At 50.7% G+C, this 12,243-nt stretch carries 20 protein-coding genes; 11 read left to right on the top strand and 9 right to left on the bottom strand.

What is annotated here, in order from left to right; all coding sequences use genetic code 11:
* Position 1: 1 nt before the first annotated feature.
* On the bottom strand, positions 2-442 hold the full coding sequence (locus tag MKQ70_RS38840; protein ID WP_308199070.1) for a DNA topoisomerase: 441 nt from the start codon (positions 440-442) through the stop codon (positions 2-4).
* Positions 439-1,170, bottom strand: coding sequence for a type IA DNA topoisomerase (locus tag MKQ70_RS38835; protein WP_282456597.1), 732 nt, complete (start codon positions 1,168-1,170; stop codon positions 439-441). The genes MKQ70_RS38840 and MKQ70_RS38835 overlap by 4 nt, the downstream gene beginning before the upstream one ends.
* Before the next feature lie 378 nt (positions 1,171-1,548).
* Here MKQ70_RS38835 and MKQ70_RS43280 point away from each other — a divergent pair, with 378 nt between their 5' ends.
* From MKQ70_RS43280 to MKQ70_RS18680, 3 genes are read left to right on the top strand one after another with little or no spacing between them, the layout of a single operon-like run.
* Positions 1,549-2,682, top strand: a complete 1,134-nt coding sequence (locus MKQ70_RS43280; protein WP_248073342.1) for a DUF2520 domain-containing protein — start codon at positions 1,549-1,551, stop codon at positions 2,680-2,682.
* A gap of 39 nt (positions 2,683-2,721) precedes the next feature.
* Complete coding sequence (locus MKQ70_RS18685) at positions 2,722-3,663, top strand: geranylgeranylglycerol-phosphate geranylgeranyltransferase (protein WP_248073339.1); 942 nt, start codon at positions 2,722-2,724, stop codon at positions 3,661-3,663.
* Positions 3,664-4,239 (top strand): Maf family protein, encoded by a 576-nt coding sequence (locus MKQ70_RS18680; RefSeq protein ID WP_248073336.1) that lies wholly within the window; start codon positions 3,664-3,666, stop codon positions 4,237-4,239. It begins immediately after the preceding gene.
* Here the strand turns inward: MKQ70_RS18680 and MKQ70_RS18675 are convergent.
* The 3 genes from MKQ70_RS18675 to MKQ70_RS38830 are packed head-to-tail and all read right to left on the bottom strand — an operon-like array spanning position 4,234 to position 5,352.
* Positions 4,234-4,713 (bottom strand): TlpA family protein disulfide reductase, encoded by a 480-nt coding sequence (locus tag MKQ70_RS18675; protein WP_248073334.1) that lies wholly within the window; start codon positions 4,711-4,713, stop codon positions 4,234-4,236. The genes MKQ70_RS18680 and MKQ70_RS18675 overlap by 6 nt on opposite strands.
* A 25-nt stretch (positions 4,714-4,738) precedes the next feature.
* Positions 4,739-5,131: a TrmH family RNA methyltransferase gene (locus MKQ70_RS18670; protein ID WP_282456596.1), complete on the bottom strand. Its 393-nt coding sequence runs from the start codon at positions 5,129-5,131 to the stop codon at positions 4,739-4,741.
* A gap of 2 nt (positions 5,132-5,133) precedes the next feature.
* Positions 5,134-5,352, bottom strand: coding sequence for a TrmH family RNA methyltransferase (locus MKQ70_RS38830; protein ID WP_282456595.1), 219 nt, complete (start codon positions 5,350-5,352; stop codon positions 5,134-5,136).
* Positions 5,353-5,473: 121 nt separating this feature from the next.
* Between MKQ70_RS38830 and MKQ70_RS18665 the strand changes: the two genes are divergently transcribed.
* From MKQ70_RS18665 to MKQ70_RS18640, 6 genes are all read left to right on the top strand, one after another.
* Positions 5,474-5,794 carry an AsmA family protein gene (locus tag MKQ70_RS18665; protein ID WP_248073332.1) on the top strand — a complete coding sequence of 107 codons (321 nt, stop codon included), beginning with the start codon at positions 5,474-5,476 and terminating at the stop codon, positions 5,792-5,794.
* Complete coding sequence (locus MKQ70_RS18660; RefSeq protein ID WP_248073330.1) at positions 5,745-6,962, top strand: hypothetical protein; 1,218 nt, start codon at positions 5,745-5,747, stop codon at positions 6,960-6,962. The genes MKQ70_RS18665 and MKQ70_RS18660 overlap by 50 nt, the downstream gene beginning before the upstream one ends.
* Positions 6,963-6,979: 17 nt before the next feature.
* The gene (locus MKQ70_RS18655; protein ID WP_248073329.1) at positions 6,980-7,645 is read left to right on the top strand and encodes an AsmA family protein; all 666 of its coding nucleotides are present in this window, start codon (positions 6,980-6,982) and stop codon (positions 7,643-7,645) included.
* 109 nt (positions 7,646-7,754) lie between these two features.
* On the top strand, positions 7,755-8,027 hold the full coding sequence (locus MKQ70_RS18650; RefSeq protein ID WP_248073327.1) for a hypothetical protein: 273 nt from the start codon (positions 7,755-7,757) through the stop codon (positions 8,025-8,027).
* Positions 8,028-8,032: 5 nt separating this feature from the next.
* On the top strand, positions 8,033-8,188 hold the full coding sequence (locus MKQ70_RS18645; protein ID WP_248073325.1) for a hypothetical protein: 156 nt from the start codon (positions 8,033-8,035) through the stop codon (positions 8,186-8,188).
* A gap of 81 nt (positions 8,189-8,269) precedes the next feature.
* Positions 8,270-8,650: an SdpI family protein gene (locus MKQ70_RS18640; RefSeq protein WP_248073324.1), complete on the top strand. Its 381-nt coding sequence runs from the start codon at positions 8,270-8,272 to the stop codon at positions 8,648-8,650.
* Here the strand turns inward: MKQ70_RS18640 and MKQ70_RS18635 are convergent, their stop codons facing one another.
* Together MKQ70_RS18635 and MKQ70_RS18630 are read right to left on the bottom strand one after the other, a co-directional pair.
* Positions 8,651-9,109: a phosphodiester glycosidase family protein gene (locus tag MKQ70_RS18635; protein WP_248073323.1), complete on the bottom strand. Its 459-nt coding sequence runs from the start codon at positions 9,107-9,109 to the stop codon at positions 8,651-8,653.
* Positions 9,097-9,570 carry a hypothetical protein gene (locus MKQ70_RS18630; RefSeq protein WP_248073322.1) on the bottom strand — a complete coding sequence of 158 codons (474 nt, stop codon included), beginning with the start codon at positions 9,568-9,570 and terminating at the stop codon, positions 9,097-9,099. The genes MKQ70_RS18635 and MKQ70_RS18630 overlap by 13 nt, the downstream gene beginning before the upstream one ends.
* Before the next feature lie 94 nt (positions 9,571-9,664).
* Between MKQ70_RS18630 and MKQ70_RS18625 the strand changes: the two genes are divergently transcribed.
* Positions 9,665-10,096, top strand: coding sequence for a CPCC family cysteine-rich protein (locus tag MKQ70_RS18625; RefSeq protein WP_248073321.1), 432 nt, complete (start codon positions 9,665-9,667; stop codon positions 10,094-10,096).
* Positions 10,097-10,130: 34 nt separating this feature from the next.
* Complete coding sequence (locus MKQ70_RS42365; protein WP_372490124.1) at positions 10,131-10,400, top strand: DUF5071 domain-containing protein; 270 nt, start codon at positions 10,131-10,133, stop codon at positions 10,398-10,400.
* A gap of 119 nt (positions 10,401-10,519) precedes the next feature.
* On the opposite strand, the gene MKQ70_RS18620 is transcribed toward MKQ70_RS42365, so the two are convergent.
* Entirely contained in the window at positions 10,520-11,257 is a 738-nt protein-coding gene (locus tag MKQ70_RS18620; protein ID WP_248073320.1) for a protein phosphatase 2C domain-containing protein, read from the bottom strand.
* A gap of 72 nt (positions 11,258-11,329) precedes the next feature.
* On the bottom strand, positions 11,330-12,223 hold the full coding sequence (gene lipA, locus MKQ70_RS18615) for a lipoyl synthase (protein ID WP_248073318.1): 894 nt from the start codon (positions 12,221-12,223) through the stop codon (positions 11,330-11,332).
* Positions 12,224-12,243 lie beyond the last annotated feature (20 nt).

Here is a 12,243-nt window from a genome sequence, read left to right as displayed (position 1 = left end):
GTCAGCTCCTCATGATTGGTGCTGATGTCGATTTTGGCGATGGTTTTTCCAGTTCGGCGTCGCTCATCTGGCTGGCAATGGTACGCTTCCAGATCAACTCGTACAGGCGGCGGGTGTCGCTATCGTCCACGGTATGGTTTTCCATGTAGGTGGGACGAATTGCTTCGTGCGCTTCCTGCGCGCTCTCGTTTTTGTTTTTGTATTTGCGGGTCTGCAGGTACTTTTCGCCGTACTGGCCGGTAATTTCTTTGCTGATATCGGCCATGGCGGTGTCGGACAGGTTTACCGAGTCCGTTCTCATATATGATATTTTACCGCTTTCGTATAGCTTCTGGGCGAGCAACATCGTTTTAGACACGCTGTAGCCCAGCTTGCGGCTGGCTTCCTGTTGCAGGGTAGAAGTGGTAAACGGTGCGGCAGGCGACTTTTTGCCAGGCTTCACCGGATGTCTTTTACCGAGTAGGCGGCGCCAACGCAGCTCTGTAGAAAGGTCTCTGCATCCTCCGCAGTTTTAAAGCGGGAGGGGCCGTCGGCTTTAAACGTTACGGACTTCCCGGAAATATCTTTCGCAGTAAAGAAAGCTTCGAGTTTGAAAGCGCTGGTGGCGGAGAACTGGTTGATTTCGCGCTCGCGCTCCACGATCAGGCGAACCGCAACGGATTGTACGCGACCGGCAGAAAGAGAGTTGCGCATGCTCATTTTTCTCCATAAAACGGGAGAGAGCTCAAAACCCACGATCCTGTCCAGAATACGGCGGGCCTGCTGCGCGTTGACGAGGTTCATATCGAGAAGGCGGGGCTGGTTCACCGCTTTTTCGATGGCCGGCTTGGTAATTTCATGGAACACAATACGTTTGGTCGTGATAGGGTCCAGTCCGAGCACCTCGGCCAGGTGCCGGGAGATAGCCTCCCCCTCACGGTCCTCATCCGTTGCTAACCAAACCTCGTCGGCTTCTTTGGCCATCTTTTTGAGGTCCTTTACCACTTTTTCCTTCTCCTCGGGGATGATGTACTTCGGTTTGAAGTTATTTTTGATATCAATTCCCATATCATCCTTCTCCGGGTCACGGATGTGACCGAAGCAGGAAGTAACTTCAAAATCTTTTCCCAGTATCTTTTCGATAGTCTTAGCCTTGGCCGGGGACTCTACTATTACCAGATTTTTTGCCATGAAACGCCAGCTTTATAATATATAAATACGGAAAATCTCGTTAAAAGATACAACTCCGGATTTTGCAAGTATATAAAAAAGTAGGTTGATATAAAAAATAGGGGAGGAATCGCAATCCGTTGTAAATTGGACGCGTATGTGTGGTTAAGCCCGCTCCATGGCCCGCCCCCGCAGCCGGGCGGCCGCATATAATATTTTAAAATACACACGAGATGGATATAGTTATTATCGGTTCGGGGAATGTGGCCCACTGTTTTGGTACGCTTTTAAAGTTGCACGGTCATTCCATTAAGCAGGTAATCAGCCGTAAAAGAACATGCCGCCGAGCTGGCGGGGCAGCTCGGCGCCAATTACACCAACGACCTGACGGAGATTTACATGGAGGCCGATGTGTACCTGCTGGCGGTGAGCGACGCCGTGATCCCGGAATTGAACGACCAGCTCCGTCTTGGCCGCCGCATCGTGGCACACACCGCGGGCGCAGTGCCTTTATCGGCTATCAGCAAGATATCTACCGCCACCGGGGTTATTTACCCCCTGCAATCCATCCGCAAGGAGAACAAAAGTTACCCGGTGATACCATTATTAATAGAAGCCTCGGCCGACGATGTGCTGCGCCGCCTGCAGTCGCTGGCCCAGGGTATTTCGGGAAACCTGACCGTCATGAACTCGGAGCAGCGCCTCCGTATGCACCTTTCCGCGGTATTCGCCAACAACTTTACCAATCACCTGATTGCGCTCGCGAAGTCGTATTGCGAAAAGGAACAACTTGATTTTCAACTGTTGCAGCCCATTATACAGGAAACTTTCGCCCGCCTCGAGCGCATGCCCCCGAGCAGGCGCAAACCGGCCCGGCGCTGCGGAACGACAAGGCAACCATGGCTTTACACCTCGCGCAGCTGGCCAATTATCCCGCTATGGCAAAGATATATCCGGTGCTGTCCGAGAGTATTTATAAACTATCTTTGCCGCTTTAGCACAGACAAGGAAATGAACGTACTGGAACTTTTTAAACCCGTCAGAACATTTGTGTTTGACGTTGACGGGGTACTTACCGACGGCACGGTGCAATTGCTGCCCGGCGGCGAGCTTTCGCGCAAAATGAATATCAAGGACGGATATGCATTGCAACTGGCCGTAAAAATGGGCTACCGCGTGGTGATTATTTCCGGTGGCAAATCGGAGAGCGTGGTGAGCAGGCTGCAAGGGCTCGGCATAAAAGACATTTACACCGGTGTATACGATAAAAAGGAACAACTGGAAGAATATGCCCTGCTGCACGACCTGCGCTGGGACGAGATGATGTTCATGGGCGACGACATTCCCGACTACAAACCCATGAAAGTCGTGGGTCTCGCTGCCTGTCCCGCCGACGCCTGCCCGGAAATAAAAAGCATTTCACGCTACATTTCGCCTTTGGGCGGTGGCCAGGGCTGCGTACGCGATGTGATCGAAAAAGTACTGAAACTAAACGGTCACTGGATCATCGACGACTCCATCGCGTCCAAATAGATTTTCCCTTACATTTGCTGCAACCCGTAAAAAATAATAATGAAGCTCACGGCAGCATTCTTTCGACTCATCAGGTATCCGAACCTCATTTACATTGCGCTGACGCAGTTTTTGCTGCAGTACTGCGTAGTGACGCCGGTGCTACGTTACAATGGCAGCGAACCCTCCCTGCCATTGCCGTATTTTATTGTACTGGTACTCAGCACCGTCATCGTGGCCGCCGCGGGGTACATCATCAACGACTATTTCGATATCAATATAGATATTGTTAATAAACCAGATAAAATGGTGGTGGATAAGATTATCAACCGCCGCTGGGCCATGGCCTGGCATACGCTGTTAAACATGGCGGGCGTGTCGATGGGGTTTATCCTGGCCTGGAACATCGGGCAGATTTACCTGGGTTTTGTGCAGGTATTATCGTCGCTGTTGCTCTGGTTTTACTCTACCTCGTTTAAACGCCAGGTGCTGATCGGCAATATCGTGATTTCCTTCCTCACTGCCTTGTCTGTAGTAGTAGTTGGTTTTTACGAAAGGCAGATTTATGAGAGCTTTGAGGCGATCATGTCGCCTGCGGGCCGCAAGCTGATACAGATTATTGGCGTGTACGCGCTGTTCGCGTTCCTTATTTCGATGGTGCGCGAAATCGTGAAGGACCTCGAGGACATGATCGGGGATGCGAAGGACGGTTGCCGCACCATTCCCATCGTTTGGGGCGTGGAGCCGGCCAAACGTCTCTGTTACGCGCTGCTCATTGCACTGCAGGGCCTGATCATCTTAGTAGAAATAAGAGTCGGCTTTGCCGGCTGGTTCTGGGCGATTGCTTACCTGTTGTTATTTGTGCAGGCGCCGGGATTTTATATCCTGCGGCTGCTGCAAAAGGCGCATCTGCCGGAGCATTACCACCGGGTAAGCTCACTGGTGAAAGTATTGATGCTGACGGGCATCTTATCGATGATCTTCTTTAAATTGTTATTGTAAATGTATTCAGGAAAGCCTGTCATCCTGGCTTCCCAGTCGCCGCGACGCAAGCAGTTACTGGAGCAGGCCGGTATACCGTTCGAAGTAAAAGTGGTGGAAACCGCGGAAACGTACCCTCCCACATTGCCCATTTCCTCCATTCCCGTGCACATTGCCCGTAAAAAGGCCGAAGCGGTGAAGGACCTGTGTAAGGAAGATGATATTATCATTGCCGCGGATACCGTAGTGGTGCTCAATCGTGATGTGATCGGCAAACCGAAGGACCGCGACGACGCCATCAGCATCCTGACTTCTCTCGAAGGGCAAACGCATGAGGTGATTACCGGCGTGGTGATTAAACATCCGCACGGCAGTAAAGAGTTTTACAAGATTACCGAAGTACATTTTAAGCCGCTGCTGCGCTCGCAGATAGAGTTTTATGTAGATACCTACAAACCGTACGATAAAGCGGGCGCATATGCAATCCAGGAATGGATAGGCGCAGTGGGCATCGATAAAATCAACGGTTGTTTCTATAATGTAATGGGACTCCCGATCAGCAACGTGGTGGAGGAATTGGAGCGGTTGCCTTTATAACAGGGCATCCACTTCTCTTTTCAGTGCTTCCGCACTCATTTGACCTTCTACAAACTTCCTGTAATTCTTTTTCGGGTTGATGAAAATCGTGCAGGGGATGCTGCCTTTCCACCGCGGATCTATGCGGGTGGCGAAGCTATTGGCGTTGGGCTCATTCAGCCATACTACCGACGAGCGGATCTTGCGGCGTTTGGCGAAAGTGGCGATGTCGCGGGGATAGGCGTCGCTCATATCCGTGCTGACGAATATAAACTTCACGGGCTTGTCTTTCAGCACCCGCGCCTGTTTTTCAAAGTGCGGCAACTCCTGCACACACGGCGCGCACCAGGTGGCCCACAGGTTCACTACGTAGGCGCTGTCGCCCGACTGCACCAGTTTTTCCAGGTCGGCTATCTTTAGACTGGGAATGGACTTCTGGCCAAATGCCAGGTCCGTGCTCAATAACAATGCGGCTATCAGACAGATTTTTCTCATTTCGTGCGCTTTTAATGGTGACAGTTCACTTGTCCATTTCTTCTTCCTTCATATCTTCTGCTTTGAAACCCCATTCCTGCCACAAAGTGTCATATTGCTCCCTGGGCATGCGGCTTTCCCTATAATGACCGGCCAGCTGCTTCTGGCGCATGGCTTCATATATGCTAACGGCGCAGGCCACCGAAATGTTGAGCGAGCGGATGACGCCCAGCTGCGGAATAATAAAGTTCCCGTCTGCCAGCTTGCGCATTTCCTCGCTTACCCCAAAACGTTCGCTGCCAAACACCAGGGCGATGGAACCTTTAAAATCAATGTCATATAAACTGATGGCGTCGGAACTCAGGTGGGTGGTGAGGATGCGGTCGTACTTTTTGCGCAGGGCTGCTACACACTCCTCCGTATTGTCAAATTCATGCATGGTCAACCATTTTTTGCGCTGGACGAACTGCGGTGCCCGTAATTCTTGTGGCGGGGAATCCGGGTGGTGAGCACATAAATATCCCGGATGCCCACCGAATCGGCGGTACGCATCACCGCTGAAATATTATGCGGGTCTTCCACATTTTCCAGTACCACCGTCAGGTCGGTTTGTCGTTGTTTTAAAGCCGTTAGTAATCGTTCGTTGCGTTCTGGTGTCATGTATAGTTTAACTGTTCCGCTGCAAAAGTACGAAATCCGGCTTTCTGCAATACGCAGGCCGATTTCACGTTACAGGGAAAAGTTATATCTTCATGCATTATTTGAAAAATCAGGCATACCTATGAAGCTGAAACTTAAAAAGATATTTAAGTGGACAGGGATAACATTCGTCGTTTTAATCGCCCTGCTCATCGCCATCCCCTACTTCTTTAAAGGGAAAATTATGGCAAAGGTGAAGGAGGAGCTGAATAAGCAACTGAATGCAAAGGTGGATTTCAAAGACGTGGACATTAGTCTGATCCGCCGTTTTCCCCGCCTGGCCGTGGCGTTAAAGGAATTTTCCGTAACAGGTGTTGCCCCGTTCGAGGGCGATACGCTGGTGGCTGTAAACAGTGGAAGCTGCGATGGACCTGATGAGCGCGATCAAAGGCGGCAATATTAAAGTATACAGCGTGCTGGTGAAAAACCCGCGCATACATGCTATTGTGAATGCCGATGGCGCCGTGAACTGGGACATCATGAAACCTGACACCACGACCGCCGCCACTCCCGAAAAAGTGGATACCAGCGCAGGCGAATTCGCGCTGAGCCTCCAGCAGTATGCCATCGAAGATGCGTTCATTACTTATACCGACCGCCCGGGCAGCATGACCCTGCAGATCGACGACCTCGATCACTCCGGTAAAGGTGATTTCACACAGGATGTATTTACACTGAAAACCCAGACCAGCATCGGCGGCATCAGCTTTCTGTCTGGCCTCATTCCTTACCTCCACAACGTAAAAGCGTCGATGGATGCGGATATTAATATCGATAACAAAACCAGTACTTATACTTTTAAGACAGATAAAATAGCCATCAATAATCTGAAACTGGCGACGGAAGGATTTTTCCGGCTGCTGACAGATTCTACCTACGGCATGGATATCCGGTTTAAGGCGCCCTCTACTGATTTTAAAGATATTCTTTCGCTGGTGCCCAGCATTTTTACGGCAGACCTGGAGAAGATCAAAACCAGTGGCAGCACATCTTTCTCCGGTTATGTGAAAGGGGAGTACACACCTACGATGATGCCCGGGTTCGGCATCAACCTGTCTGTTAAAAATGGTTTTGTACAATACCCCGATCTGCCTAAGCCGATCAAAAATATTCAGCTGGTGGTAGACGTGACCAACCCGGACGGTGTGCCCGATCATACCGTGATCAACATGCCGCAGGCGCATCTCGAAATGGACAGCGCGCCGGTGGATCTGCGTTTGCTCGTAAAAACACCCGTATCTGATTTATATGTTGATGCCGCTGCCAAAGCGAAACTGGACCTGGCCACGGTGAACCAGTTCTATAAACTCGAACCGGGTACCAAACTGGCAGGTTTGCTGGATGCAGACATTGCCGCGAAAGGTTTCCTTTCCGCCATTGAAAAATCGCAGTACGATAAGTTTGATGCACAGGGCGCCATCATCCTCAAAAATATGTTGTACAGCAGCAAAGACTACCCGGATGGTGTAAAAGTAAACGAGCTGCAGGCGCAGTTCACCCCTAAAAACCTGAACGTAAAACAGTTTGCGGGTCAGTACCGGGAACCAACTTCAATGCAACCGGCGAAGTAAACAATGCGCTGGCCTATGTGCTGAAAAACGATCCGCTGAACGGGCACCTCAATTTGTCAGCGGACTACATCAACCTTGATAAATGGATGGCTACCGGCGAAACAACTGCTGCGAAACCGGCTGCGGCGGATACAGTGCATGCCGCTTCTGAGCCTTTTATTGTACCGGGCAACCTTGATTTTAAGATCGCTGCCAAAGCTGATAAAGTGCATTACGATAAACTGGACCTGACGAACCTGAGCGGTACGCTTAACATCGCCGATCAGACCGTGCAGCTTGATCATATCAAGGGTAACGCACTGCAGGGCAGCATGGACATCAGCGGCAGTTATTCTACCAAAACCAGTAAAAAGAATCCGGATATTGCCCTCACATATAACGTAAAGGAGCTGGATATTCAGCAAACCTTCCCGGCGTTTAACACCGTACAAAAACTGATGCCGATCGCGCAGTTCCTCGGCGGTAAAATCAGTTCGCAACTCTCGGTGAATGGTAAACTGGGACAGGATATGTCGCCCGTTCTGAACACCCTGAACGGTGAAGGCAACCTGTTGCTGATCCGGGGTGTACTGAAGAAGTTTGCGCCGCTCGATCAACTGGCCAACCAGTTGAATATAGCTGCCTTGCAGGACATTTCAGTGAAAGATATAAAAACTACATCGCGTTCCAGAACGGCCGTGTAACGGTTAATCCTTTCCGCGTAAAACTGGGCAATATGAATATGCTGGTGGGCGGTTCGCACGGATTTGACCAGAGCCTCGATTATACCTTGCAGATTGCCTTGCCCGCAGCGTGATCGGTTCAAAAGGTACTTCGCTGATCGATAACATGGTGTCGCAGGCGAACAATAAAGGCATCCCGGTGAAGCTGAGCGACAGTGTACACCTGCAGGTGGCAATGGGAGGCAGTATCATGAAACCATCCCTGAAAACCGACCTGCGGGAATCTGTTTCCGGTGTGGCGGCCAACCTGAAAAACCAGGCGACGGCGCTGGTGCAGGCTAAAGTGGATTCTGCGAAAGCAGTCGTAAAAGACAGTCTTAACTCCGTAAAAACCAGGCAGTAACTGCGTTGAAGGACGAAGTAAAGAACCAGCTGCTGGGTAAAAAGGATTCTACTTCCAACTTACAGAACGCCGGTAAAGCAGCCGGTAATTCCCTGAAAGGTGCGTTAAACAACCTGGTGAAAAAGAAGGGTACTACAACGGATACCACCAAAAACCAATAATTCTACGTAAATTAAGATAGCCGGAATGTCCCTTGTGCCATGCGCTGCAAGGGACACATTTCTGTTTAAACGCTATCCACGATGGAAAAACTTGTGTACAGCCCCTGGTTCAATGCCAGTCTCCTGGCCGGTTTGTTATTCCTGTTAATGGGTTTGCTCATTCGCCGGTTTCCGCCCAAAAGCACCAAAGCGTGGTACGGGTATCGTACGTTTTTATCTACCCAGAACAAGGAAATGTGGGACAGCGCCAATCAATATGCCGCCTGGTTTTCCCGGCGTGCGGGCATAGCGCTCCTGCTTATCGGTTTAATGATGGGTTACATCTTTAAAAAACAAACCGACCTGTTTTTATACCTTACGATTGGCCCGGTAATTATCAGCGCTTTGCTGATGGCGGGTTATACGGAATGGTACCTGCACGAAACCTTTGATGAGGAAGGCCATCGGCGGGAGAGGAAGTAATTATTGTTTTTGTTTGATGACGAGCACCGCCGGAACGGGGCGTTGCCCTTCTTTGTCGGATGTTTTAATGGTGTTCATATTATTCACCCACAGGCAGGAAGAACCGCCGCCGTCGAGGTTCAGGGCTTCCACGCAACCAAGGTCGGCGAAGATCTTCGCCATCTGCGGGAAGTTGGCGCCTTCTGCGATACCTTTGTTTCTACCTTCCACCACCAGGATGATGAGCTTTCCACTTTTCGTGTAGCCGATAGCGGTACGAGGATGCATAGCTTCCAGTCCGCCGGCGCGGTCTTCCTCTTTACTGGTGATGAAGGGCTTTCCGTCTTTCAACAATACCGGTCCGCCACCCACGGCCTCCTGCATTCTCCAGCGGTGGGCGCCTCGTTTGCCGGGTTCTTTGTTCTCAGTATTGGGCAAATCGTATGCATAGGCGCGTTGCTTTTTGCCTACGTTATACACCCAGCTACATCTGCGTTTCCACGTTTATCGATTCCAAAAGCCCCGCGGGTGGGGTATACCATTACGCTGTCGGTAGCGGAGCGCTTCAGATAATGACCTTTTGGGTTGTTCGCCAATACCTTTCCTTTGTGCATGACGATGTTCAGGTTGCTGTTATCGGCAAAGGAGAAGAACGTGGTGTTTACGACTGCCAGCGCGCCCTCCTGTTCGGCATACTGTGAGGGCGTATAACGTTTGCCGTTACCCACGCGGGTATACACATCGAGTTTGGGATCGTACAGATCGGCTTCGAGATAAAAAGCGCGGAAGGCTTTGCCGTCCAGCGAATCGGTGGTCTCGTAAACACGTATGGTGGACGGGAGGCCGGCATTATGCCGGTCGGATGGCTTCCAGCGGAGTTGTGCACTGGCGGTGATAGCGATATTAAATAGCGCGATGACGAGGATGGACGCTTTGTTCATGGCGCTAAATTAGCGCGGTGACGGCAGCAATTTTTTCCGCTTGTAAAATTTAATAACTAATTTTCACCACGAAATATATACACACCAAACATAGATGAAAAAGCGTATTACGAGGGAAGAAGCGGAGGAGTTGCTGGCCGCGCACCGGCTTACGCAACTGTCCGCCGTGGAAAGAAAAGCCATTGCCAGAACAATCGGACTGGCGGACGAAGCAACCCTGTCCGAAGAAAGAGACGCCATAAACTACCTGCGTGCGCAACTGTTGCCCGTGCGCAACGACTACATAGAAAAGAAACTGTCTGCGCTCCAGCAACAGGAGATTGAGATCGATGGTGAACCATCGTTGTACGAGCCCTGCTGTTGCTGCGGTTATCGTACGATAGCACACCGTTTACAACTCGAAATCTGCCCCGTATGTTTTTGGGAAGATGATGGCGATTGTTTACCGGAGCGCTTTTCCGAGGAAAATGCGATGACGTTGGAGGAGGGGATGAGGAATTTTAAAGAGTGGGGGTGTTTGATTTGAAGTATAAGGTGAATGTGACGGAGGAGCCGGAGCAATATTCAAAAAGATAAATGAACACTTACCTCGTTTTGTTCCGCGTGACAAATGTGACGATGAGGCTGGCCGTTTACTGCAACAGGCCAGCTGGGAAGAGATTCGGCCCTGTGCCGCTGAGTTGCTGGAATGGTTGCAGGATACTAACTGGCCTATCTTCAGCGACGTAGCCAACAAGTTGGGCGAATACGCTAATGAACTCACTCCTGGATACTGGATATTTTCGCTACGAATGATGATGTCTGGAAAGCCTGGACGATATCCGCACTAATTGTATACACGCCCGTTACCTATCTTAACTCTGCATTACTGGCTGCTGTCCGGCGAATTGCATTGCATCCCACCCCCGGTGAGATCGACGACCTTGCACAGAAATATGCGCAGGAAGCGTTAATGCGCTGGGACAGTCCGCAATAAACGAATAATTGCCAAATCGTCTCCCGGTACCAGTCCATGTTCAAACTCCAACGTTTTTAATTTTAATTCCAACATATCCGCTTTGTCCGCGCGACTGCTGTCCCGCAACAAATATTCCATTGGATTGATATTAGATATTTCGGCCGTTGTTCGCTCAAAAAGCAGCACCCCGTCGGATGCAATGCTCACATCCTCGGGTTGTTCGAAGTACAGGCGTTGTGTTTGTGCGCCATACCAGTCTTCAAAGTCTTTTTCAAGGTGATATCCGAGGTAGTCCGGACGGTTATCCTGGTCGAATACTGTCAGCTGACCATTGATATGCGCCACGCCGTCGCCGATGGCCAACAGCTGTCCGTGTTTGTTGTCCGTAATGAGCAGCAGGAGGGTGGTCAGGAGCTCTTTGGGGTCGAGCAGCAATTGTTGCTTTACCGTTTTTAAAGTGCTGATTAATTCCTTCAAGATGGCTTTAAGCTGATCGGCTATTACGGGAGGTTGTCCATTTTCGTAAAACGCCCGATAGTCATGTTCCACGGCTATTCTACGCAGCACTTTTCCTGTAAGGGTGGAGGCGAAATGGCTGTCAATCCCCATCGTGCAGCCGTCCATAATGGCGCAAAGCAGGCGGCCATGGCCAATATTAGCAGTAATCAGGAAATCTTCGTTGTGTTGTGGGTGGTAGGAGCCTTTTTGGAGGGTGGTGTGTATTTGCATGTATTTGTCATGCAAAGATAAAAGAAACGGCCGGTACACTCGTACCGGCCGTTTCTTTTATTTGATCTAAACCTATTTTCTTCCGCTGAAGATATGTTTCTCCGCATGGTAAGAAGAACGTACCAGCGGACCAGCTTCCACATAATCAAGTCCCATGGCGTAACCGGCTTCACGCAGTTCCGCAAACTCGTCGGGGTGTACAAAGCGTACTACCGGCAGGTGTTTGGGAGTGGGTTGCAGGTATTGGCCCAGGGTTACTACATCGCAACCGTTGTCCCGGAGGTCCTGCATGCTCTGGATCGTTTCCTCCTTGGTTTCGCCCAGGCCCAGCATGATACCGCTTTTGGTACGCATGCCGCCTTCTTTCAGGCGACGGATCACTTCCGGGGAGCGGTGGTACTTTGCCTGGATGCGCACCTGTTTGGTGAGGCGTTCTACGGTTTCCAGGTTGTGGCTCACCACGTCCGGCGCTACTTCAATGATGCGCTGGAGGTTTTCCCACTGGCCCCTGAAGTCGGGAATCAGTGTTTCCATGGTGGTGTTCGGGTTCAGGGCGCGCACTGCTTTGATGGTGTTGGCCCAGATGATGGAGCCGCCGTCTTTCAGTTCGTCCCTGTCCACAGAAGTAATTACCGCATGTTTCACTTTCATCAGCATGATGGCTTCAGCTACACGTTGCGGTTCGTCCCAGTCTACCGCATCGGGTCGACCGGTGGCTACGGCGCAGAAACCGCAGCTGCGGGTGCACACGTTGCCCAGTATCATAAAGGTAGCGGTGCCGGCTCCCCAGCATTCGCCCATGTTAGGGCAGTTACCGCTTTCGCAGATGGTATGTAACTTATGGGTATCTACCAGGTTCCTTACCTGTCTGTAACTCTCCCCGATGGGCAGCTTCACGCGAAGCCAGTCGGGTTTTTTCACTCTTGGCGCAGCTGGTTCGGCTGCTATAACGGGTAGTTCTTGCATCTCAATTCCTAGCTTTTAAA

It is taken from the genome of Chitinophaga sedimenti, assembly GCF_023156195.1.
GTDB classification, from domain to species: Bacteria; Bacteroidota; Bacteroidia; order Chitinophagales; family Chitinophagaceae; genus Chitinophaga; species Chitinophaga sedimenti.
The sequence above is the reverse complement of the archived record's forward strand: the minus strand, read 5'-3'. Positions and strand labels throughout refer to the sequence as shown.

What these genes read in the sequence shown, in the direction of transcription:
- MKQ70_RS38835 (WP_282456597.1), bottom strand. Translation starts at nt 1,170, where the DNA reads ATGGCAAAAAATCTGGTAATAGTAGAGTCCCCGGCCAAGGCTAAGACT.
- MKQ70_RS43280 (WP_248073342.1), top strand. Translation starts at nt 1,549, where the DNA reads ATGGAGGCCGATGTGTACCTGCTGGCGGTGAGCGACGCCGTGATCCCG.
- MKQ70_RS18685 (WP_248073339.1), top strand. Translation starts at nt 2,722, where the DNA reads ATGAAGCTCACGGCAGCATTCTTTCGACTCATCAGGTATCCGAACCTC.
- MKQ70_RS18680 (WP_248073336.1), top strand. Translation starts at nt 3,664, where the DNA reads ATGTATTCAGGAAAGCCTGTCATCCTGGCTTCCCAGTCGCCGCGACGC.
- MKQ70_RS18675 (WP_248073334.1), bottom strand. Translation starts at nt 4,713, where the DNA reads ATGAGAAAAATCTGTCTGATAGCCGCATTGTTATTGAGCACGGACCTG.
- MKQ70_RS18670 (WP_282456596.1), bottom strand. Translation starts at nt 5,131, where the DNA reads ATGCATGAATTTGACAATACGGAGGAGTGTGTAGCAGCCCTGCGCAAA.
- MKQ70_RS38830 (WP_282456595.1), bottom strand. Translation starts at nt 5,352, where the DNA reads ATGACACCAGAACGCAACGAACGATTACTAACGGCTTTAAAACAACGA.
- MKQ70_RS18665 (WP_248073332.1), top strand. Translation starts at nt 5,474, where the DNA reads ATGAAGCTGAAACTTAAAAAGATATTTAAGTGGACAGGGATAACATTC.
- MKQ70_RS18640 (WP_248073324.1), top strand. Translation starts at nt 8,270, where the DNA reads ATGGAAAAACTTGTGTACAGCCCCTGGTTCAATGCCAGTCTCCTGGCC.
- MKQ70_RS18630 (WP_248073322.1), bottom strand. Translation starts at nt 9,570, where the DNA reads ATGAACAAAGCGTCCATCCTCGTCATCGCGCTATTTAATATCGCTATC.
- MKQ70_RS18625 (WP_248073321.1), top strand. Translation starts at nt 9,665, where the DNA reads ATGAAAAAGCGTATTACGAGGGAAGAAGCGGAGGAGTTGCTGGCCGCG.
- MKQ70_RS18620 (WP_248073320.1), bottom strand. Translation starts at nt 11,257, where the DNA reads ATGCAAATACACACCACCCTCCAAAAAGGCTCCTACCACCCACAACAC.
- lipA (WP_248073318.1), bottom strand. Translation starts at nt 12,223, where the DNA reads ATGCAAGAACTACCCGTTATAGCAGCCGAACCAGCTGCGCCAAGAGTG.